Here is a 21,092-nt window from a genome sequence, read left to right on the forward strand (position 1 = left end):
GGCCGGCGAACAACTGTTTTCTTTGGAAGACGTGCCGTTGTTTCGCGCCAACCACCTACCGAGGCGGGACCGCACGGATGAGGCATTCGCTCGCCCCGGCACAAAAACTTTTCGAAAATTCCCTTTTCTTTTTGCGAATTTGTGATATAATCTACAAATCAAAGACAACTTAGAAAAGAAAGGGAACGAGAGCATGGAACAGCAACTGAAACGAAAGCAAGGAGCGGTATACGTCGAGGACATTTTGATCGCGTACCACACGCTCAAAGATGTCGTTTTCCATACGCCGCTGCAAAAAAACCCACTCTTGTCCGAACGTTACGGGTGCAACGTTTATTTGAAGCGTGAAGATTTGCAAGTCGTCCGCTCGTTTAAGCTGCGGGGCGCGTACAACCGGATGAAGCATTTAACCGATGAGGAGCGGCGCAACGGAATTGTATGCGCCAGCGCCGGCAACCATGCCCAAGGCGTGGCTTACTCGTGCCGGGCGCTCGGCGTGCACGGGAAAATTTATATGCCGGCGACGACGCCGCGGCAAAAGGTGTCACAAGTGCAGCTGTTCGGCAAAGACATGGTCGAGATCGTCCTTGTCGGCGACACGTTTGACGACTCATACAACGAGGCGGTGAAATGCGCGGAAGCGGAAGGGCGTGCGTTTATCCACCCGTTTGATGACGAATACGTTATCGCCGGACAAGGGACGATTGGTGTCGAGGTGCTGAACGATTGCGACGAACCGATCGACTTTTTGTTCGCCAGCATCGGCGGCGGGGGGCTGATGGCCGGGCTGGGAACGTACGTGAAAAGCATTTCTCCGTCCACCAAAGTCATCGGCGTCGAACCGGCCGGCGCCCCGTCGATGAAAGCGGCGCTCGAGCGCGGCCATGTCGTGACGCTTGCGGAAATCGACAAGTTCGTGGACGGAGCCGCGGTCAAAACGGTCGGGGACAAGACGTTTGCGTTATGCCGCGGGGTGCTGGATGACATCGTCGTCGTTCCGGAAGGGAAAGTGTGCACGACGATTTTGGAGTTGTACAACGAAAACGCCATTGTCGCCGAACCGGCAGGGGCGTTGCCGATCGCCGCGCTTGATTTTTATAAGGAACAAATCCGCGGCAAAACGGTCGTCTGCGTCGTCAGCGGCGGCAACAACGACATCGACCGGATGCAGGAAATTAAAGAGCGCTCGATGATTTACGAAGGGCTGCAGCACTATTTCATCGTCAACTTCCCGCAGCGGGCAGGGGCGCTGCGCGAGTTTTTGGATGAGGTGCTCGGGCCGACCGATGACATCACCCGGTTTGAATACACGAAGAAAAACAACAAAGAAAGCGGCCCGGCGCTCGTCGGCATCGAGTTGAAACGGCGCGAGGACTACGCCCCGCTCATCGAGCGGATGAAGAAAAAAGGCTTCCCGTTCCAAGAAGTCAACAAAGATCCGAACTTGTTCCATCTGTTGATTTGACGAAAAAAGTCGAAATCCATTCACTCATTCCGACATACTTTTTCACCAGATTGGTGTATAATATAAATAAATCGGTGAAAAAGAGGATTGATATTTTGCTGTTCAAAAGCCTCGAGTTCAAAAACGCATATGGACAGAAGGTCAAGATTATCGAAATTCCTGTATTGGAGGAAGAGAACACGTACCGATTTATGATTCAGCTGCGTTTAGAGGCGTTTATTGCAAACGTGTACCGGTCGAGAACGAACCGTTCCGTTTACTCATTTCGCGAGCATTTGAAAAAAGTGTTGAAATGGCCTGTGTATGAACAGATCTTTAAAGAAACGGTGCTCAAGCACAATGCGTAGTTGTTTTGCCCCGCGGCAAAACAACTTTTTTTTGGTGGGATTTTGACTCGTTTCGTTATATAATGAAAAGCGGGACGAAGACCGTGCTTGAAGAGAACCCGATGGAGTGATTCAACGATGGAAAGGAACGGATCATTGATGTGGAAGCGGATGATCATGATCGCTGCCGTTTGTTTGCTTGCTTCGTGCGGCAAAACGATTCCCGATGCGAAAAACTGGCCCGTCGCCGACTTTACGTTTGTCGACCAGTCCGGTCAGCCATTTGGGCTGCGCGATTTGAAGGGAAAAGTATGGGTGGCCGATTTTATTTTTACGAACTGCGAAACAGTTTGTCCGCCGATGACGGCTCATATGGCGAAATTAAAGAAAATGGCAAAAGAGAAGGGGCTGGATGTGGAGTTTGTCTCGTTCAGCGTCGACCCGGAAGTGGATACGCCGGAAAAACTGGCCGCTTATGCGAAACAGTTTACCGATGATCTATCAAACTGGCATTTGCTGACTGGATACAGCCCGGCTGAAATTAGCGAGCTGGCGCAAAAAAGCTTTAAAACGATCGTGCAAAAGCCAGCCAATGACGATCAAGTCGTCCATGGCACGAGCTTTTATCTAGTCGGTCCGGACGGCAAGGTGGTCCAAACGTACAACGGAGTGCAGGATGTGCCGTACGACACCATTTTAGAGCATATTCAGATCGTGCAATCGTCGCGATAACGCCAAAACGGCGCGGCCGTTTGGCGTTCTTGGCGCCGATCCCCTGTTTGCGGCAAAAGGCAGGTGTCAAACATGAAACGATGGGGATGGCTGATGGCGCTGATGGTGCTGCTCGCTGGCTGCGTCGCTTTTCCGGCCAACGGGAGCTTGAAGCGTCCAGAGGAGGCAACCGCCAAGCAGCAGCGGGAGCACAAGCCGCCGCCAAAGGATCTTTACGTTGTCGCTTTCGGCGATTCACTGACCGAAGGGGTCGGGGATCAAGAGCGAAAAGGTGGATATGTCGGCCGTCTCGTGCCGCTGCTTTCCGCCGAGGATGGCGTGCGGACGGTGACGGTGGCGAATTTCGGCAAACGCGGCCGGCGTGTCAGCGAATTGGCGCCGGTCATTGACGCCCATCATAAAGAATTGGAACGGGCGGATTTGATTTGGTTGACGATTGGCGGCAACGATGTCATGAACGTTGTCCGCTCGCACTTTTTTGATCTGTCGCGCGAGCGGTTTGCCAAAGCAAGCGAAACGTTTGCCGCGCGGCTCGACCGTCTGATCCGTTCGCTGCGCACGCTCAATCCGGACGCGGTCATTGTGCTTGTCGGCCTATACAATCCGTTTTCAAGCACGCTGCCGAACGTTCCGGAAATCAATGATGTCATCGCGGAGTGGAACCGCGCCAGCCAGGCGGTGCTGTCGGGCTATCCGCGAACGGTCTTTGTGGAGATTCAGGACATTTTTGCCGGCCGCGACGATTTGCTTTACCGCGATGAATTTCATCCGAACGCAGCCGGATACGAGCAAATCGCCCGCAGAGTGCATCAAGCCTTGCGTGAACGAAAAGATTGGTGGTTGGACAGGAACAACCGTCTAGAGGGGCGGTGATTTCAGGAAGTATGTCGCTTCCCGGCATCATTTCTCAAAAAGCTTTGTCGCCTCGCGACTGCTTTTCACACGTTCCCACGTTGATCAAGGGAAACGGCGGTTTTCCACCAGCCTTCTAGAGTAAGGAGCATCGATGATGAATTGGAAACGAGCGTTTTGGAGCTTGGCTGCCGTGAATGCAGCGATCATCATGCTGGCCGCTGTTTGGCTGTTTCAGCCATCGCCGGCGGTGAAGCGGCCGGCGCGTCCGAGCGCCGAGGGAGCTACGTTTACGGTATACGCCAAAAAAGCGCATTTGAACGCGGTCATTCACGATTATTTGGCGGAAAAAACGAAAGATCACCCGCTGTCATATCATGTTTGGCTAGCCGACCGCGTCTATGTTTCGAGCGACATCCCCATTCTTGGCCGCCGCGTGGAATTGGTCGTCTCGTTTGTGCCGAAAGTGGTGCAAGGAGGGAATGTCGAACTGACCGAGCCGGTCATTTTGCTTGGCGACTGGAAGCTGCCGGTGACATACGTGCTTAGCTACTTGCAAAAGCACGCCCCGCTCCCTGACGAAGTCGCCATTGACCCGGAGAAGGCGCGCGTCTATGTGGCGCTCAATGACATTCGCTTTGGCAACGGCTATCAAGTGGCGGTGAAAAACATCGATTTGGCCGCTGACAAAATTGTGTTTACGTTGACGATCCCAACTAAGTCGTAAGGAAACGGAAACGAAGGGTCTCCCGAGCGGTGAGACCCTTGGTTCGCTGCCGTGTTTTTGCCTATATAACAGAACCGATGCAACATCAAGCCGTATCCACGATGAAATCACCAGCCTCCAAGAAGAACGGCGGCTTTTCAAACGCATTCCTCATTTTTGGGCGCCTACCCCAAGCGCAGGCCTTTCGGATAAAAGTTTTTCACCGTTCCTTTTACTTCTTTTCCCCAGGCGAATGGAAATCCATCCACGGTCACGAGCAGCCAACCGCGGTCGCCGCCGGTGGACAGCGTCTCCCCGCGCCAATAGCGGACGATTTCCTCGCTTGTGCTTGCCAGATCCAGCACATGTCGTGCTTCTTCCGCCCGGAGCGCCAAGGCGAGGGCATGGTTCGGCTCAAACCGTTCCTTTTTCGCTTCGCCAAGATGGAGGCCGACGCGAACGACTTTTAAGCCGGATAAATCAGGGCAAGGATCGGGCAAAACGGACACATGGGTTCCAAAGGATACGAACACACCGCTTCGCTCTGTTCGTAACGCTTCTTGTTCAAACTGACGATACAGGCGAAGAACCGTTTTTGGCGCGTTCGATTTCGCCCACCGCCCCCGCCACGATGGGGTGGGCCGCTGCTTTTGCAGCTTGGCGATAAAGTGCCCTTCCCCTTTGACGCGGTGCGGCCAAAGGCGGACGGTGTGCACGAGATCGGATCGCTTCGTTTTCGTCCACTCCGGCCGCCCCGGCTCGATGCCGCCGATGTTCGCAATTGGCAACAACCGCAAATCTTCGTACGTCTCAAGCAGCCATTCAATCGTTTGTTCGTTTTCTTCGGGGGAGAACGTGCACGTCGAGTAAACGAGAATGCCGCCCTCTTTCAGCATCGCATAGGCGCTTTGCAAAATGCGGCGCTGCCGGGCCGCGCATTCTTCAACATGCGCTTGGCTCCAAAACGAAGCCGCCTCTTCCTCTTTGCGAAACATTCCTTCACCCGAGCACGGGGCATCGACTAAAATTTTGTCAAAAAAACCAGGGAACCGCTCGGCGAGCGTTTCCGGCGCTTCATTGACGACCACGGTATTGGTCAAGCCGAGCCGTTCGACGTTTTCGGCCAGCGCTTTGACCCGTTTCGGATGAATGTCATTGGCGACAAGCAGCCCCTTGTTTTCCATCATGGCGCCAAGCTGGGTCGTTTTCCCACCGGGGGCGGCGCACAAGTCGAGCACCCTCTCTCCCGGGGCAGGGCGGAGCGTTTCGGCGACCGCCATGGCGCTCGGCTCTTGGATGTAGTACAGGCCGGCCGCGTGGTATGGATGTTTTCCCGGTTGTTCATTCGGGTCATAATAAAACCCGGTCGGGCAAAACGGCACCGGGGAAAGGGAAAAGGGCGCCGTTTTTGCCCAGGCGTCCGGGTCAATTTTCAACGGGTTGACGCGCAGGCCGTTCGTTTTCTCCTCGCGTTCATAGACAGCCAAGAACGCGTCCGCTTCTTGTTGAAGCAGCGTTCTCATTTTTGCGGCAAACGCTTCCGGCAACTTCAATGCAGCCAAACTCCTTTCTTGATCACCGTCATGCGCCTTTTTTTGGCCATTTGATCTTCGGCTCCGTTTTGTTCAAGATGCGTTGAATGTTGGCGCGATGGCGGTAAAAGATAAACGAGGCGAGCAACAACACCGCCACCGTCAACGGAATATCGTCCGTGAAAAAGACCGTATACACGACCGCATACAGCGCAGCGGCCATCGATGACAGCGAGACGTAGCGCGAAATCGCCAAGACAACAAGAAACACACCGATGAGCGACAAAAAGAACAACGGGGAATAAAACAGCATCACCCCGCCCGAGGTCGCCACCGCCTTGCCGCCGCGGAACTTGGCGAACACCGGATACATATGGCCGACGACAGCGACCGCCCCGGCTAACAGCGGGTGAACGGGGACGGAAAAAAGCATCGGCAAGCTCGCCGCCAGTGTTCCTTTTAGCATGTCACCGACAATGACGATCGTTCCCGCTTTCGCCCCAAGCACTCGGAACGTGTTCGTCCCTCCAAGATTGCCGCTTCCATGTTCGCGGATGTCGATTCCGTAGCCAATTTTCCCGACAAGAAGGCCAAACGGGATCGAGCCAAGAAGATAGGCGAGAAGCAAAATCAGTGCAGTCATGAAAGCCCAACACCCTTTACTCAACAAGTTTGTGCATGTTTCTATTTTATCATGTGCGGTCAAAAACGGTAGACAGGAATTTTGCATTTCAAGGACATAGCCGCTAAACTGAAAAGAAGAAACGGGCTGTCGGCAAGTTCGTCCGACTCCGGGCAGATGAGAAAGGAGCGACCTTGATGAAAACGACGGTTGTATGGAACGGAAACATGTCATTCAGCGGCCAAAGCGCCTCCGGGGTGACGATCCCGATGGATGCCGCGAAGGATGTCGGCGGCAACGATTCGGGCGCGCGGCCGATGGAGCTGTTGCTTCACGCCTTAGCCGGCTGCACCGGCATTGATATCATCCTGATCTTGCGCAAAATGCGCCTAGATGTCCGCGCGTTTTCGATGGAAGTGGAAGGAACGCGGGCTGAAGACCACCCGAAGCGGTTTACAGAGATTCATATCCATTACGCCCTTGAAGGCGATTTGCCGGAAGAAAAAGTCGTCCGCGCCATCCGGCTGTCGAAAGAAAAATATTGTTCCGTCTCCCATTCGTTACACGCCGCCATTACGGCGAGCTACTCGATCAACGGCGTGCGCGGGAAGGAGACGATCTAACAAGGAAAAGGGTTTGGCGTTCATGGCCGTTTCGTGTGGCATAGCGCCGGATAACCATATGATGAACAAGGTGTTCCGATCGTTTGCGGGACACCTTTTTTGTTAGAACAGGTAACGGTGATCAGTCGTTTGGAAGGAGACGACCGGCATTCGCGTTGCGCCGTTAAACAATCAAAACGCCGTCGGATGAGATTGCAGAGGTTGTTCGAAAAGGCCTGTTTAATGGCCTTTGGCGGACAGCCTCTTTATTTACGAAAGTTTTACAAAAATGAATCTTTTCGTCCCTATTATTCTACGTATTCAAAAGATATAATCGGTAGATGAATAGAAGATACACAGGGAAGGAGACAAAATGATGAAGCGTTCGGAACGATGGGGAAAACGGATGTTGTCGGCATTGGCGGCAGCCGCTGTATTGGCGGCAACGCCGGTTGGGGCGGCAGGGAACGGGAAAAGCAAAGGAAAGCCGCCTGCTTCTTCGCACCGTTATATTGAGGTGCAGCTTCTCGGTATCAACGATTTTCACGGCCAGCTCAACGTGACGAGAAAAGTCGGCGGGCGGGAAGTCGGGCGAGCGGATTATTTGGCCGCTTATTTGAAACAGCGGGAGGCAGAAAACAAAAACACGCTGCTCGTCCATGCCGGCGATGCGGTCGGCGCCAGTCCGCCGGTATCGGCGTTGTTGCAGGACGAGCCGACGATCGAAGTGCTGAACAAACTCGGCTTTGACGTCGGCACGCTTGGCAACCACGAATTTGACGAAGGAGTAGCGGAAATGCTCCGCCTGATCCATGGCGGGTATCACCCGGCGACCGGCGATTTCGCTGGGGCGGATTTTCCGTACGTGAGCGCCAACGTCATTGACAAAGAAACGAAACAACCGATTCTTCCGCCGTACGTCATTAAGCGGGTCAACGGCATGCCAATCGGGTTCATCGGGGTGACATTGACAGATACACCATCGATCGTGACACCAAGCGGCGTCGCTGGGGTGGAATTCATCGACGAAGCGACGGCGATTAACAAAGCCGTGCGGGAACTGAAGAAAAAAGGGGTGCGCACGATCGTCGTTCTCGCCCATAACCCAGGCGCATCCAATCCGGATGGAACAAACGCAAGCGGAGAAATCGTCGACATCGCCAAAACGGTCGATGATGAAGTCGATGTGATTTTCGCCGGCCATAACCATGCGTATTTGAATGCGGTGGTGGACGGCAAGCTGCTCGTTCAGTCGTATTCGTACGGCACGGCGTTTTCTGATGTCGATCTGAAAATCGACCCGCGCACAAAAGACGTCGTGGCGAAACAAGCGGAAATCGTCACGACGTATCATGACGGCATCACGCCGGATCCGGAAATCCGGGCCCTCGTCGAAAAATATGAAGCGAAAGTCGCGCCGCTTGTCAACCAAGTCGTCGGCACGGCGGCTGAAACGATCACCGACGAGCAAAACGCGAGCGGCGAATCCGCTTTGGGCAATTTGATCGCCGATGCCCAGCGGGCGGCGATGAACACCGATTTTGCTTTTATGAACCCGGGCGGCATCCGCGCGGATATTGAACAAGGCGAGGTGACGTGGGGAGAGCTGTACAACGTTCAGCCGTTCAACAACCAGCTCGTGAAAATGACGCTCACCGGCGCGCAAATCCGCGAGCTTTTGAACCAACAATGGCAGCCGACAAAAACGCGCATGCTGCAAATCTCCGGCCTCCGCTATACATGGAGCGCCAGCAGACCGGCAGGGAATAAAGTCGTCGACATTCAGCTTCCTGATGGCACACCGCTCAATCCGAACGGCGAGTACACGGTGACGGTCAACAGCTTCCTCGCTGATGGCGGCGATGGGTTCACGGTGCTGACGCAAGGGACGAACCGCGAAGTAGGGCCGGTCGATTTGGATGCCCTCGTCTCGTACATTCGTGGCCTTGCGCAGCCGTTTTCGGCGCGGATGGAGGGGCGGATCAACCGCCTTCCGTAACACGTGTTGACTCAAGGCGAACGGTCGCCAAGCGAATGAAGAAGGTGTCCCCCAAAGGCCCGGGGACACCTTTTTTCGCTGCGAATGGCGGGGGTGCTGCCGCGTGGGCTCGGGCAGCCGAAAACGGATCGTTCAAGCGATTGGTTTTCGCAGATCAAGATGATTTTTGCTCGAATAGCTTGATGATCTCGACGATCACTTCGGCCGCTTTCACCATATTGTCGGCGGAAATGTATTCGTAGCGGCCGTGGAAGTTTTCGCCGCCGGCGAAAATGTTCGGCGTCGGCAGTCCCATATAGGAGAGCTGCGACCCGTCCGTGCCGCCGCGGATCGGTTTCACCTTCGGCTCGATGCCCAAGTTCGCCATCGCTTCGTGGGCGATGTCGACGATATGGCGCACCGGTTCGATTTTTTCGCGCATGTTGTAATATTGGTCGTTGATTTCAAGCGTGATTCGATCGGTTCCGTATTTTTGGGCGAGCGAAGCCGCGATGTCTTTCATGTTCGCTTTCCGCGCTTCAAATGACTCGCGGTCAAAATCGCGGATGATGTAATGGAGCTTCGTTTCCTCTACATTGCCTTGGAACGAAAGCAAATGGTAAAACCCTTCATATCCTTCTGTATGCTCGGGCGCTTCGTTCGCTGGCAGCTGTTGCTGGAACTCCATGGCGATTTTGATCGAGTTAATCATTTTTCCTTTCGCCGTGCCCGGATGGACGTTTTTGCCTTTGAACGTGATTTTGGCTTCCGCCGCGTTGAAACTTTCGTATTCCAATTCGCCGAGCGGCCCGCCATCGACCGTGTAGGCAAATTGGGCGCCGAATTTGGCAACGTCAAACTTGTGCGGCCCGCGGCCGATTTCTTCATCCGGCGTAAAGGCGACGCGCACTTTGCCGTGTTTGATGTCCGGATGCTTGATGAGGTAGTGCATCGCCGTCATAATTTCCGCGATTCCCGCTTTATCGTCGGCGCCCAATAGCGTCGTTCCGTCTGTCGTAATGAGCGTATGCCCTTTGTAGTGGGCAAGCTCCGGGAAATCGTTGGGCGACAAGATGATGCCTTGTTCCTTATTTAACACGATGTCGCCGCCGTCGTACGAGTCGATCAATTGCGGGTTGACGTTGGCCCCGGTAAATTCCGGCGCGGTGTCTATATGAGCCAAAAAGCCGATCACTGGCACGTTTTTGTCCGTATTGGCCGGCAACGTCGCCATCACGTAGCCGTTTTCGTCGACCGTCACTTCTTCCATCCCGATCGCTTTCAGCTCCTCGACCAGCATGTTCGCCAACTCCCATTGTCCTTGAGTCGACGGGCACGTATCGCTTTCTGGATCGGATTGAGTGTTGACTTTCGCGTAGCGGATGAAGCGTTCGATGAGTTCCTGTTTCATACGTTCCTCTCCTTATGTACAAGTTTTTCTGGATGAGCGAATCATTCCGCCGATGCAGTAAGAAAAAAGAGGCGGTTTCCGTTTTATTTTACCATAGGCGGCTTCAAACGGTAAAAAAAGAGGGGACCATTTCCATGCCCAATAATGGATGTGATCCCCATCATTCACCGGGGGATCAACACGAGGATCGTCTTAAAAATTTTATACCGCTAAACTTGAGGGGATGGGGACCATTTCCTGCTTGGCGCTATGGTGCCCCGAAGTTGGCGTACGGCCGCTGCCATTACAGGCGCCGGTGACAGAGGACGGATGGTATAATGAAAAGGCCAGTGCCTCGTTAGAAACGCGAACGTAGGTGCTTTCTGCCTCGGGCGGATGAAACAAACGGAAAGGAGAAGCCAAACGATGCGATTCAACTATGTGTCCCATCTATATTGCCCCAAATGTGCACGTACATATGATGTCGATCAAGTTCATCAACTTTGCGAATGCGGCTCGCCGCTTTTGGTCGCCTATGATTTGGAGGCGATGCGCCAAGAAGGGGTGAGGGAAGCGCTTAAGGAACGCGAACCGAGCCTATGGCGGTATCATGAGTTGCTTCCGGTGAAACGCCCGGAACATATCGTGTCGCTCGGTGAAGGGATGACGCCGCTCGTGCCGATGCCGCGCTTAGGGAAGGAAATCGGCATTGAAGCGCTGTACATGAAAGACGAGGGGGTTATTCCAACAGGGACGTTTAAAGCCCGCGGGGCGGCGGTCGGAGTTTCCAAGGCGAAAGAACTGGGCGTCAAACAGCTCGCGATGCCGACCAACGGCAATGCGGGAGCGGCGTGGTCGCTGTACGCAGCGCGGGCGGGCATCCGCGCGACGGTCGTCATGCCGGTCGATGCGCCGGAACTGACGCGCAAAGAATGCGCCATCGCTGGGGCGGAGTTGTATTTCGTCAACGGCCTCATCAGCGACGCTGGGCAAATCGTGGCGAAAGCGATCCGCGAATACGGCTGGTACGATGCTTCTACATTAAAAGAACCGTACCGGATTGAAGGAAAGAAAACGATGGGGCTTGAGATCGCCGAGCAGTTCTCTTGGCAGCTTCCGGATGTCATTTTGTACCCGACCGGCGGCGGGGTCGGAATCATTGGCATTTACAAGGCGTTCAAAGAACTGAAAGCGCTTGGCTGGGTGAGCGGCAAGATGCCGCGGCTGGTCGCCGTGCAGGCTGAGCATTGCGCGCCGATCGTGAAGGCGTGGAACGAAAAAAAGCGCGAATCGGAGTTTTGGCCGAATTCCCATACGGTGGCATTTGGCATCAATGTCCCGAAAGCGCTCGGCGATTTCCTTGTGCTTGAGGCGGTGTATGAAACGGACGGCTGTGCGATTGCGATCAGCGATAAGGACATTTTAGCGGAACAGCGGGCGGTGGCGAAACTGGAAGGGGCGTTCATTTGTCCGGAAGGGGCGGCGGCGTTTGCGGCGGCCCGTAAGCTGCGCGAGAGCGGCTGGATTCGCGACAGGGAGACGGTCGTCGTACTCAACACGGGGACGGGATTGAAATACGCCAATTTGATTCAAGTCGCCCCGCCGGTGCTCGAGCCGGGGGATGAGCTGCCAAAGGAGAATGGATAAATTGGCGGAGTAGGATAACGTGGAAAAAAATGATAGACAAACGAAAAGAGGTATTGTATACTAAATTCATCGGAATAATAAAAATGAATAAACGATTCATCTTCGGGGCAGGGTGAAATTCCCGACCGGCGGTGATGAGGCGCTTGGCCTCTCAGCCCGCGAGCCGCAAGGCAGGATCCGGTGCGAGTCCGGAGCCGACAGTATAGTCTGGATGGGAGAAGATGAAGGTTTGCCGGCGTTTGGCGTCATTCGCCTGACGCTTCGTTGAGTTCGCCCTTTTTCTCCCTTACGCCCTTGGGTTTAAGGGAGTTTTTATTGGCGTCCCCGCTCGGCAGCCTTCTTCTTGTGAGGATGAATCACGAGAAGGAGAGGAGAACAAGCGTGAAATTCATCAACACCCGCACCTTTGTGGCTGTCGGGATTTTGAGCGCTGGTGCGTATTTGCTTATGATGCTCAATTTTCCGCTTCCACCGTTTCCGAACTTTTTGCTAGTCGATTTCAGCGACATCCCGGCCCTTTTCGCCGCGCTTTTGTATGGCCCGCTTGCCGGCGTGCTTGTGGAACTGCTGAAAAACGTGCTGAACTATGTTCTCGTCGGCAGTGCCACCGGCGTTCCCATCGGACAGATCGCCAACTTCACGGCCGGGGTGGCGTTCATTTTGCCTGTTTCCTTTATTTATCGAAAAGCGGCATCGAAAAAAGGCATGCTGCTTGGACTGGCGGCGGGAACAGCGACAATGGTTCTGATCATGAGCGTGCTGAACTACTACGTTTTTTTGCCGGCGTATACGCTTTTTCTCGGCGCTCCGGCGATGAGTGCGCCGGAAACAAAAGCATTGGTCATTTCTGCGATTTTGCCGTTTAACGCGGCAAAAGGAGTGCTTATGGCGGTTGTGTTTATGCTTCTCTTTTTGCGCCTTCGCCCGTGGCTACAAAAACAGGCTGCCGCACGCCGGGCAGCATAGCGAAAAAACGAGGGGTTCTGTTCCAACCCCTCGTTTTTTCATTTCTGCTGTCGATGAGTGGGGAGATTCGATTCTCTTCACCAAAACCGAAACTTGGATACCGATTCGGCGAACCGCTCTTCTTTAAACGGATTGGCGGTCATCGAATACCCGCGCTCTTCCCAGTAGCCCGGCTCGTCCTTTTTCATGAAGCGGATGCCGGACGCCCATTTCGCCCCTTTCCATAAGTAAAACGTCGCCGGCGGAATAAAGCGGAGCGGATAGCCGTGCTTCGGCGAGATGTCTTGCCAATCGTGATGCTTGTCTTTCCAGCGGTAGACAAACAGTGCATCATCGCCCATCAACGCGTCAAGCGGCAAGTTCGCCGAATAGCCAAACCGGTCGCCGTTTAAGTAGCCGTAAATTTTCACGTATTTGACATCGGGATGCAGCTCCACAAAACGCAAAAATTCGCGGAAGGCGATGCCTTCGAACGTCGTGTCGAATTTCGACCACGTCGTTACGCAGTGCATATCCACGGTCGAAATCGTCTTCGGCAGCCGCATCACTTCCTCATATGACAGCGACACTTCCTCTTTCACGTCACCGAACAGCCGAAAATTCCACGTCGCTTCATCAAATAAGTATACGTCTCCTTCGTGCAAAATCGGCCATTTTTCCGTTTCAAATTGGCCGGGAGGGAGTTGTTTCGACATAAGCAGCCACTCCTTTATGATTGATGGTCGAACATCGGCGCAAGGGAGGCGAACAGACGTCATTTTCCTTTGGTGCGGCCATTGCCGACCGCCGAGTGAGCCGAGGATCATGCTCATCGGTTTTGTCGGCCGGCATGACATCCGTTGTTTTTCGGTGGCAACGGCTTCTCCCCGCATCGAGCATCAAGGCTGGAAGATCCAACGTAGTTCTCCCTGTTTTTCCATTATATCATAATCCGAAAGAAAGGATGGGCGCTTCCGTTTTTCTGACGTCGAGGAAGCGGAGGTTGGCCAACGTAAGGATGGGGAAAGGAATGGCGGAGTCATTTTGCCATGAAGCCAAGTTGGATACGGAACATTTTTGTCAATATTTATTGATTTTCTACTTTTCCTAATTATATAATGATAATAACAAATTTGAAACAGCTGTTCCGAATTTCGGAACAAAGGTGGGAGGGAGAGGCTGGCGAAGAAAGGGAAGGCAAAGGTGTGATGAGAGCATGGACAGCGAAATCAGTTACGTCGAAGGGGGAAAAAGAAGAACATGGTGCTTATTGGTGTTGCGATCGTGATCATCGGTTTTATCATTCGCATCAATCCGCTGCTTGTTGTCACTTTGTCTGGATTGGCAACAGGACTCTTCGCCCATCAATCGCTCTATGAGATTATTGAACAATTTGGAAAGGCGTTTACAACCAATCGATATATGGCAGTGTTCATCGCCACTTTGCCTGTCATTGGTCTTTTGGAACGGTTTGGATTGCGCGAACAGGCCGAACATGTAGTGTCAAACATCAAGGCGGCGACAACCGGACGCATTTTGACCGCGTACTTAGTCATACGGGAAGCGGCTGCCGCGGCTGGACTCACTTCCTTGGGCGGACATGCCCAAATGGTTCGCCCACTTGTGGCTCCGATGGCAGAGGGGGCGGCCGAGGCGAAATACGGAACATTGCCGGATCGCGTCCGTGACGACATTCGCGCCCATGCGGCAGCCGTGGACAACATCGGACTGTTTTTCGGCGAAGATGTGTTCATTGCGATCGGGGCGATTTTGTTGATGAAAGGATTTTTTGATCAAAACGGCATTCCGTCTGATCCGCTGCATATGGCGTTATGGGCGATCCCAACTGCCGTAGCTGCGTTGATCGTGCACAGCTTCCGCCTTCATCGGCTGGACCGCTCCCTTCACAAGCTTCTCCATCGGGAGAATGGAAAGGGGCGAGCATAAATGTGGCTGTCAATGGAAGCGGTTTACATATTCTTAGGAATCGTTGTCACGTTAGGAAGCGTCTGGACGTTTGCCGACCGAAGCAACCCGAAACGCCTCACATCCGGGCTGTTTTACTTGCTTTACGGTGTGACGTTATTGTTTGGCAGCGTCATCCCGCCTTTTTATACAGGGGTGCTAGTCCTCATCATGGTGGCTATTGTAGGATTCGGAGGATTGAAGCTGGGAAAATACGAAGAAGCATCCCCGGAAGAAAGGCAGCAACATCGCCAGCGTTTGAACAACCGCCTGTTCATCCCGGCGCTGTTGATCCCGATCTTGACTGTCATCGGTGTAACTTGGCTGAAAAATTTCAAAATCGGAGGCGCGTTCCTTCTCGATCCGAACAACTTTACTCTCGTATCATTGGGAGTGGCGACGTTCATGGCGTTGCTCATCAGCATGGCGATGACTCGGTCGACTCCGTTTGCAGCGGTCAAAGAATCGCGTCGGCTGCTTGAAACGATCGGTTGGGCCGCCCTTTTGCCGCAGATGTTGGCGACGTTAGGAACGATCTTTACAACAGCCGGGGTGGGTGCCGCTGTTTCCGAGTGGATCAGTACCATCATTCCGACTCATTCGCTGTTTTGGATTGTTGTGTCTTATTGCGTTGGCATGGCATTGTTTACCATGATCATGGGCAATGCTTTTGCCGCCTTCCCCGTTATGACCGCTGGAATCGCGGTCCCGCTGCTGATTCAACAATTTGGCGTCGACGCGAATCATGTCGCCGCTCTCGGGATGTTTTCCGGCTACTGCGGCACGTTGATGACGCCGATGGCAGCGAATTTCAACATCGTTCCCGCCGCTTTGCTTGATCTACGAGATCAACATCATGTCATTCGCGTGCAAGTGCCGACCGCGCTCATTCTTTTGGCGTTTAACATTGTGGCGATGTATGTGATCACGCTCATGGACTGATAAAGTCATGATCAAAAGGGGATGAAGATGCGATGAAAACCGTACTTGTGACCGGATTTGCGCCGTTTGGAGGAGAAACGGTGAATCCATCGCTAGAGGCGATCAAGCCATTCGCCGGTTGGAAAACCGATACGTATACGGTTGAGACAAGGGAGATTCCAACGGTATTTGGCAAAGCGATTGAGACGTTGTATGCCGCGATGGAAGACGTGGTTCCTGACCTTGTCATTTGCGTTGGTCAAGCGGGAGGACGGCCTGATCTTTCGATTGAAAGAGTGGCGCTCAATGTGAATGATGCGCGCATTCCGGATAATGAAGGCAATCAGCCGATTGACACGCCGATTGTTCCGAATGGTCCGGTCGGTTATTGGTCCACATTGCCGGTCAAGGCGATGGTCCATGAATTAAGACGACACGGTATACCGGCTTCCGTCTCGCATACGGCTGGAACGTTTGTGTGCAATCACCTGTTTTATGGACTCATGCACTATATCGCTGAGTCGCAACGGCCCATTCGAGGAGGGTTCATCCATATCCCGTATTTGCCGGAACAAGCCGCCCGTCATCCAGGGCAGCCGAGCATGGCGTTGGAAACGGTGGTGAAAGGATTGCGGATTGCGATCGACGTCGCATTCCGGCAGGAGGAAGATATCGCAACGAGCGAAGGATCGATCTGTTAAGGAAAGAGCAGCGAGCGCCGCATCGGAAACACGAACGGTGCTGTATCCTTCACCTCTCGGCATCAATCGGGCCAAGCAAAAGCGATCGCCATCGAGGGGGAAGGCGAAGCGGCCATCGCCACCGCGAACGTTTCGCCTATGCCTCCTGCTGTTCCAAGCGTGCGTTTCAGCGCCCGGCCTGATGGATCGTTGCGACGATGTGTTCTCCAGAGGGAAAGATCAACGCAAGGGATCAATCCGACAAGAGTATCCTAATTAAAACGAACGGTTCCGACCAACGCGGAGCCGTTCATTTTTTATCCTCAGGCGACAGCAGCAGGAATCATTTCCTTCCTCATTGCGCACACCGTAATAATATTAAGAAGATAAAATATCATGAAAATGTTAATAAAAAATATGTTGACAACATTTAAAAAAATTTTTTATTATATGGGTGACTAGTCACCCAAGGAGGTGAAATGAAAATAATAAATCAAAAAAGAAAAAAAGAAGAAATTATTGAAGTGGCTGCTAGAGAATTTGCAGAAAAAGGGTATGACGGCGCAAACATTAATGAAATTGCAATAATGGCTGGTATCGGAAAGGGAACAATCTATCTTTACTTCAAAACAAAAAAAGATCTTTATCTCGAAACTATTCGAGCAATTGTTGATAGGTTTAATGAGATGTCTGAGCAGATTGTTTCCATGGATTTAAATCCATTTGAAAAGCTTAAGCTTGTTATTGAGACGTTCTTCCAGCTGGAACGAGAAAGCATTTCCTACTTAAAGCTGTGGTCTCGACATCAATTCCAACATAATCCTGTCTTTCCTGAAGAAGTATCAAAAATTTTTAAAGACTTGCGGCAGCCATTATGCGAAATTATTGAGGAAGGTGTTGAGAAAGGAGAGTTTTCAACCCCTTACCCAACTGTCACAGGTTACTTTATCCTATCGTTAATCGTAATGCTAATGCCAAACCTTCAACGTCCGAATAGTGTACCTTTGGTTCAGGAGGAAGAACGCATACCCTTTATCTTAGATACTGTGCGAAAATTGTTACAGAAATAGGGAGGTTACTCCCTCTCTATGTTCTAACTAATTATGGGTGACCGGTCACCCGATAAAATGTAGGAGGGATAAGCATATGAAGTTTGACTCTGTAGAAGTTGCTCTAGATCTTTGGTGGGGATCCGAAAAAGGCTTTGGCCCAATATCAGCTAGCAATGCAATTGAATCCAGAGGAAATCTTTTTATATATGGGACTTGGACAATGTCAATTAAAACTTAACTTGATTGAAGATGCAAGAAAAACTTTCCTGCGTGTTCTTGAATTGCCTTCAATTTGTCCTGAGGGCTCTTCACCAAAAGTTGTACTTGATATTTTCATCACTTACCTGACTTATGCAACCAAGAAAGAACAGGAAACCAATCATGTTTTGCATACACTTGTGCAGAGAAGTGAACCGTCTGTCAAGTACATGTTGTGGTGATGAGCCGTCCTGAGGATGACAGAAGAAAGCTAGAAGCTATGGTACAGTTATTAAGAATTGAGCCTTACACAAAATTTGAAAGAGGGTTGATATATTCATGTTTTACTGGCTTGCAAAATGGGTGACTAGTCACCCAAAGAAAATTATATTCTTTTGGATTCTTTGTTTATTGTCATCTATTAGCTTTGCACTCAAATTACCGAACGTGTTGACCGCTGGAGGGTTTAATGATCCAAAGAGTGAATCAATGAAGGCTCAAAAAATCCTCGAGGAAAATTTTAGTAACCAGTATCCACAGCAATTACTCATTGTAATTAAGAGCAGTCGGTACACTGTCGATGACCCCAATTACGAAACAGCTGTAAAACGGATTGTGAGTGTCGTACGTCAGAACTCAAAGATAGAAAATATTGAAAGCTATTACGATCATAAAAATGATGCTTTTATAGGGAAAGATAAGCACAATACATTCCTAGTCCTTGGACTAAATATGAGTGAAGATGAAGCCGCTAACTTTGTTCCAGTATTAAGTAGACAACTAAAAGAGAAAGTAACGGGGTTAGATGACTACCAATGGTGGGTTACTGGCGGACCAGCGTTAAGTTATGCACTGAACGATGCAACGAAAAAAGATTTGTCTTTTGCTGAAATGATTGCATTTCCTGTAATGATTGTTATCTTATTACTGGTTTTCCGAACAGTAGCTTCTACTGTACTTCCGCTGTTGATGTCCGCGTTTGCGCTAGTGATTACGATGGCAATTGCGTATTTCTTTGCGAAAGATTATACGATGAATATACTTCTTCAAAATGCAGTGAGTATGATCGGATTAGGAGTAATTGTAGATTATGCATTGTTTATCATTAGCCGTTATCGTCAGGAGTTAGAACATCACAGTACTGTTGAAGCGGTGCAGCGAGCTATCGTTTCAGCTGGACGATCTGTTTTTTTCTCTGGAGCTACTGTTGCTATATCGCTTTCTTCATTGTTTTTGCCAAACATCATGATTTTTAACTCCATTGCACTTGGCGGTGTAATCGTGGTCACAATGGCAGTACTGGTGGCAATTACACTTTTGCCAGCTCTTCTAACTCTTATGGGACCACGTATTCATTGGGGAAGAATACCATTATTTAAAGAACGTAAGCCTTCTAAATATTGGGAGAAAATTGCTGTACTCTTAATGAAACGTCCTGTTATTTTTTTAATTCCAAGTTTCATATTACTAAGTTTCATGGCCTATCCATCTTACAAGTTAAATATGCAGGTTCCTGTTGCTTCTGCTTCAATTCTTCCGGAACAAGATTCTGCTAGAAAAGGATTTGAAGTGTTAGCGGGGGACTTCGGTCAAGGAAATGTGTTTCCGATTCAAGTGGTCTTGAAGGCCAAGCATGGTACAGTACTATCAGATGATAATTTAAAAGCAATTGATCAGATTACGAACGATATTCAAAATTTCAATAATGTAGATAAAGTTGTTTCGTTAACAAACTGGAATATGGAATGGAAATTATCGAATTATCAACAGGCTTATAAAGCTTATGACAAACTTCCGGATTTCGTTAAAGACCAATTAAATAAACTGACTAATCATGATCGGGGGCATACAACGACGATATTGTTGGTATCACCGAAAACAGATGCTGACAGTAAAGCATCGCGCGAATTAGTTAGAAAAATACGGAATCTCTTAAAAGGAAATTCGACAAAAAATTTTGAATCTTATGTTGGAGGTCAATCAGCAATTGGAGTAGATTTTGATCAACGAATTTTCAACAATTTACCTATGATTATCGTTACGGTTTTTGTAATTTCTTTCGTGGTTTTGATAGTGTCTTTCCGATCAATTCTCCTTCCAGTAAAAGCGTTGGTATTAAACTCTCTCGTTACACTGGCTAGTATAGGAATGTTAGTAGCTGTTTTCCAACAGGGCAACTTCCGAGGAGCAATTAATTCTATTACTCCTGTTGTATTGTTTGCCGTTTTATTTGGTCTGTCTATGGATTATGAAGTTCTTATTATTAACCGAATTCGGGAGCTGAAAGACGAAGGGATTCCTACTATAGAAAGTATTGTAAAAGGTATTTCCGAAACCGCTGGTCTTGTTAATGGAGCAGCTGCCATTATGATTGCAGTGTTCGGTGCATTTGCTATGGTGAAAGTTGAAGTTGTCAAAGAACTGGGATTTGGTTTGGCAGTAGCTATTCTTTTAGATGCGACTGTGATTCGTTCTGTTCTAGTTCCTGCCCTAATGAGAGTACTTGGCGAAGCGAATTGGTGGTTACCGTTCCGCTTTGCCGTCCCGATTCATAACCGAAAAAATGTAGAAACTGAGGAGGGATTATCTTGATCTACGCAATTGGATTTCCTAATTTTCAAGGTATAACATCAATTGAGACTGACTTACCCGTTTTAAATAAGGGTGATGTGGTTGTAATTAATGTGCGGAACCGGTTCTTATTTAAGACCGGTTCTACCCCAACATCATATAGTTTAAAAGCAATTCTTCCGACTCTATCTCAAAAGGAGGCACTTCGACAATTTTTGTGGAACGGTGGTACCATTATTACACCATTAATTGAACCTTGCAAGCCAGTTATGACGTGTGAGTAAAATATTTGTGGGTGACGTTCAGGAAGGATCCCCGACGAGGGTTGCGAACTTTTGTTCGTGACGCTCGTCGGGGCCACCAAGCGAAGCGCGGTAGGAAAAAAGCGAATTTCATGCAAAAAGGACTCTCTCCCTGCTATGATAGTGATTGTTGACACCAACCGAAAACAGGAGGGAGAGAGTCCATGAAACATCTTACCACACAATGGCCTGTATGAAAAGAGCTGGAGGAACCATTGTTGAGAACCCTTCAAAACGTGTTTGCCACCTTGTTGGCGGCCCTTTTGGAGGAAATCGATCAACAACTGGCGGAAGCTAGGGACAAGCACCGCGATCAGCTGAAAGACAAACGGCCGACCACCCTCCAAACGCTGTTTGGAGACGTGACGTTTCGACGGAACTACTACTATGATCGGCAGGCAGGGGCGTATACCTTCTTGTTGGATGCCGAACTGGGCTTTGATGGAGCCCAATCGATCCGTCCTTGCCTTGAGGAAACGGCGATCGAGTTGGCTGTAGAGTGCTCTTCCTACCGCAAAGCCGCTCGCACATTGGAGGCGATCGTGGGGTATGCGGTCCTCAGCCATGAGGCGATTCGTCAGCTGGTGTTGGCGGCCCCTGTCTCGC

General features: G+C 50.9%; 21 protein-coding genes and 1 riboswitch. Of the genes, 17 read left to right on the forward strand and 4 right to left on the reverse strand.

What is annotated here, in order from left to right; translation table 11 throughout:
• Positions 1–193 precede the first annotated feature (193 nt).
• From ilvA to B4113_RS01520, 5 genes are all read left to right on the forward strand, one after another.
• Positions 194–1,465 carry a threonine ammonia-lyase IlvA gene (gene ilvA / locus B4113_RS01500; RefSeq protein WP_061912126.1) on the forward strand — a complete coding sequence of 424 codons (1,272 nt, stop codon included), beginning with the start codon at positions 194–196 and terminating at the stop codon, positions 1,463–1,465.
• 95 nt (positions 1,466–1,560) lie between these two features.
• Complete coding sequence (locus B4113_RS01505; RefSeq protein ID WP_033844913.1) at positions 1,561–1,812, forward strand: YpmP family protein; 252 nt, start codon at positions 1,561–1,563, stop codon at positions 1,810–1,812.
• 117 nt (positions 1,813–1,929) lie between these two features.
• Positions 1,930–2,523: an SCO family protein gene (locus B4113_RS01510; RefSeq protein ID WP_369802210.1), complete on the forward strand. Its 594-nt coding sequence runs from the start codon at positions 1,930–1,932 to the stop codon at positions 2,521–2,523.
• Positions 2,524–2,595: 72 nt separating this feature from the next.
• Positions 2,596–3,396, forward strand: a complete 801-nt coding sequence (locus B4113_RS01515; protein WP_033843863.1) for an SGNH/GDSL hydrolase family protein — start codon at positions 2,596–2,598, stop codon at positions 3,394–3,396.
• Between the two features lie 136 nt (positions 3,397–3,532).
• The gene (locus B4113_RS01520; protein ID WP_033843864.1) at positions 3,533–4,102 is read left to right on the forward strand and encodes a YpmS family protein; all 570 of its coding nucleotides are present in this window, start codon (positions 3,533–3,535) and stop codon (positions 4,100–4,102) included.
• 164 nt (positions 4,103–4,266) lie between these two features.
• Here the strand turns inward: B4113_RS01520 and B4113_RS01525 are convergent, their stop codons facing one another.
• Both B4113_RS01525 and plsY read right to left on the reverse strand, forming a co-directional pair.
• Positions 4,267–5,634, reverse strand: a complete 1,368-nt coding sequence (locus tag B4113_RS01525; RefSeq protein ID WP_033843865.1) for an RsmF rRNA methyltransferase first C-terminal domain-containing protein — start codon at positions 5,632–5,634, stop codon at positions 4,267–4,269.
• A 28-nt stretch (positions 5,635–5,662) separates the two neighbouring features.
• Positions 5,663–6,256: a glycerol-3-phosphate 1-O-acyltransferase PlsY gene (plsY, locus tag B4113_RS01530; RefSeq protein WP_033843866.1), complete on the reverse strand. Its 594-nt coding sequence runs from the start codon at positions 6,254–6,256 to the stop codon at positions 5,663–5,665.
• 176 nt (positions 6,257–6,432) lie between these two features.
• Here plsY and B4113_RS01535 point away from each other — a divergent pair, with 176 nt between their 5' ends.
• Positions 6,433–6,858, forward strand: a complete 426-nt coding sequence (locus tag B4113_RS01535) for an OsmC family protein (RefSeq protein ID WP_033843867.1) — start codon at positions 6,433–6,435, stop codon at positions 6,856–6,858.
• Positions 6,859–7,213: 355 nt separating this feature from the next.
• The gene (locus B4113_RS01540) at positions 7,214–8,836 is read left to right on the forward strand and encodes a bifunctional UDP-sugar hydrolase/5'-nucleotidase (RefSeq protein ID WP_033843868.1); all 1,623 of its coding nucleotides are present in this window, start codon (positions 7,214–7,216) and stop codon (positions 8,834–8,836) included.
• 154 nt (positions 8,837–8,990) lie between these two features.
• Here the strand turns inward: B4113_RS01540 and pepT are convergent, their stop codons facing one another.
• Positions 8,991–10,226 (reverse strand): peptidase T, encoded by a 1,236-nt coding sequence (pepT, locus tag B4113_RS01545; protein ID WP_033843869.1) that lies wholly within the window; start codon positions 10,224–10,226, stop codon positions 8,991–8,993.
• Positions 10,227–10,631: 405 nt separating this feature from the next.
• Here pepT and B4113_RS01550 point away from each other — a divergent pair, with 405 nt between their 5' ends.
• Positions 10,632–11,852: a threonine synthase gene (locus tag B4113_RS01550; RefSeq protein WP_061912127.1), complete on the forward strand. Its 1,221-nt coding sequence runs from the start codon at positions 10,632–10,634 to the stop codon at positions 11,850–11,852.
• A 94-nt stretch (positions 11,853–11,946) separates the two neighbouring features.
• Positions 11,947–12,079: riboswitch (FMN riboswitch) on the forward strand.
• A 154-nt stretch (positions 12,080–12,233) separates the two neighbouring features.
• The gene (locus B4113_RS01555) at positions 12,234–12,818 is read left to right on the forward strand and encodes an ECF transporter S component (protein ID WP_061912128.1); all 585 of its coding nucleotides are present in this window, start codon (positions 12,234–12,236) and stop codon (positions 12,816–12,818) included.
• Between the two features lie 77 nt (positions 12,819–12,895).
• Here B4113_RS01555 and B4113_RS01560 read toward each other — a convergent pair whose 3' ends face one another.
• Complete coding sequence (locus tag B4113_RS01560; protein ID WP_033020810.1) at positions 12,896–13,513, reverse strand: sulfite oxidase-like oxidoreductase; 618 nt, start codon at positions 13,511–13,513, stop codon at positions 12,896–12,898.
• A gap of 544 nt (positions 13,514–14,057) precedes the next feature.
• Here B4113_RS01560 and B4113_RS01565 point away from each other — a divergent pair.
• From B4113_RS01565 to B4113_RS01600, 8 genes are all read left to right on the forward strand, one after another.
• Complete coding sequence (locus tag B4113_RS01565) at positions 14,058–14,744, forward strand: DUF969 domain-containing protein (RefSeq protein ID WP_061912129.1); 687 nt, start codon at positions 14,058–14,060, stop codon at positions 14,742–14,744.
• Positions 14,745–15,704 carry a DUF979 domain-containing protein gene (locus B4113_RS01570; protein WP_061912130.1) on the forward strand — a complete coding sequence of 320 codons (960 nt, stop codon included), beginning with the start codon at positions 14,745–14,747 and terminating at the stop codon, positions 15,702–15,704.
• Positions 15,705–15,736: 32 nt separating this feature from the next.
• Positions 15,737–16,384, forward strand: a complete 648-nt coding sequence (gene pcp / locus B4113_RS01575; RefSeq protein ID WP_061912131.1) for a pyroglutamyl-peptidase I — start codon at positions 15,737–15,739, stop codon at positions 16,382–16,384.
• A 458-nt stretch (positions 16,385–16,842) separates the two neighbouring features.
• A complete protein-coding gene (locus B4113_RS01580; RefSeq protein WP_197055022.1) occupies positions 16,843–17,433 on the forward strand; it encodes a TetR/AcrR family transcriptional regulator in 591 nt (196 codons plus the stop codon).
• A gap of 107 nt (positions 17,434–17,540) precedes the next feature.
• Positions 17,541–17,855 (forward strand): tetratricopeptide repeat protein, encoded by a 315-nt coding sequence (locus B4113_RS01585; protein WP_255358693.1) that lies wholly within the window; start codon positions 17,541–17,543, stop codon positions 17,853–17,855.
• Positions 17,856–17,952: 97 nt separating this feature from the next.
• Positions 17,953–20,205 (forward strand): MMPL family transporter, encoded by a 2,253-nt coding sequence (locus B4113_RS01590; RefSeq protein ID WP_061912133.1) that lies wholly within the window; start codon positions 17,953–17,955, stop codon positions 20,203–20,205.
• Entirely contained in the window at positions 20,202–20,468 is a 267-nt protein-coding gene (locus B4113_RS01595) for a hypothetical protein (RefSeq protein ID WP_061912134.1), read from the forward strand. Before B4113_RS01590 ends, B4113_RS01595 begins: the two co-directional genes overlap by 4 nt.
• Before the next feature lie 221 nt (positions 20,469–20,689).
• A partial coding sequence (locus tag B4113_RS01600; protein WP_235597937.1) for a UPF0236 family transposase-like protein occupies positions 20,690–21,092 on the forward strand: 403 nt, incomplete at its 3' end.

This window comes from Geobacillus sp. B4113_201601 (assembly GCF_001587475.1).
GTDB lineage: Bacteria > Bacillota > Bacilli > Bacillales > Anoxybacillaceae > Geobacillus > Geobacillus icigianus.

Excerpts from the sequence above, each read along its gene's own strand:
- B4113_RS01580 (WP_197055022.1), top strand. The coding sequence starts at position 16,843 with ATGAAAATAATAAATCAAAAAAGAAAAAAAGAAGAAATTATTGAAGTG.
- pepT (WP_033843869.1), bottom strand. The coding sequence starts at position 10,226 with ATGAAACAGGAACTCATCGAACGCTTCATCCGCTACGCGAAAGTCAAC.
- B4113_RS01565 (WP_061912129.1), top strand. The coding sequence starts at position 14,058 with ATGGTGCTTATTGGTGTTGCGATCGTGATCATCGGTTTTATCATTCGC.
- B4113_RS01560 (WP_033020810.1), bottom strand. The coding sequence starts at position 13,513 with ATGTCGAAACAACTCCCTCCCGGCCAATTTGAAACGGAAAAATGGCCG.
- B4113_RS01535 (WP_033843867.1), top strand. The coding sequence starts at position 6,433 with ATGAAAACGACGGTTGTATGGAACGGAAACATGTCATTCAGCGGCCAA.
- B4113_RS01540 (WP_033843868.1), top strand. The coding sequence starts at position 7,214 with ATGAAGCGTTCGGAACGATGGGGAAAACGGATGTTGTCGGCATTGGCG.
- ilvA (WP_061912126.1), top strand. The coding sequence starts at position 194 with ATGGAACAGCAACTGAAACGAAAGCAAGGAGCGGTATACGTCGAGGAC.
- B4113_RS01520 (WP_033843864.1), top strand. The coding sequence starts at position 3,533 with ATGAATTGGAAACGAGCGTTTTGGAGCTTGGCTGCCGTGAATGCAGCG.
- plsY (WP_033843866.1), bottom strand. The coding sequence starts at position 6,256 with ATGACTGCACTGATTTTGCTTCTCGCCTATCTTCTTGGCTCGATCCCG.
- B4113_RS01590 (WP_061912133.1), top strand. The coding sequence starts at position 17,953 with ATGTTTTACTGGCTTGCAAAATGGGTGACTAGTCACCCAAAGAAAATT.
- B4113_RS01570 (WP_061912130.1), top strand. The coding sequence starts at position 14,745 with ATGTGGCTGTCAATGGAAGCGGTTTACATATTCTTAGGAATCGTTGTC.
- B4113_RS01515 (WP_033843863.1), top strand. The coding sequence starts at position 2,596 with ATGAAACGATGGGGATGGCTGATGGCGCTGATGGTGCTGCTCGCTGGC.
- pcp (WP_061912131.1), top strand. The coding sequence starts at position 15,737 with ATGAAAACCGTACTTGTGACCGGATTTGCGCCGTTTGGAGGAGAAACG.
- B4113_RS01510 (WP_369802210.1), top strand. The coding sequence starts at position 1,930 with ATGGAAAGGAACGGATCATTGATGTGGAAGCGGATGATCATGATCGCT.
- B4113_RS01550 (WP_061912127.1), top strand. The coding sequence starts at position 10,632 with ATGCGATTCAACTATGTGTCCCATCTATATTGCCCCAAATGTGCACGT.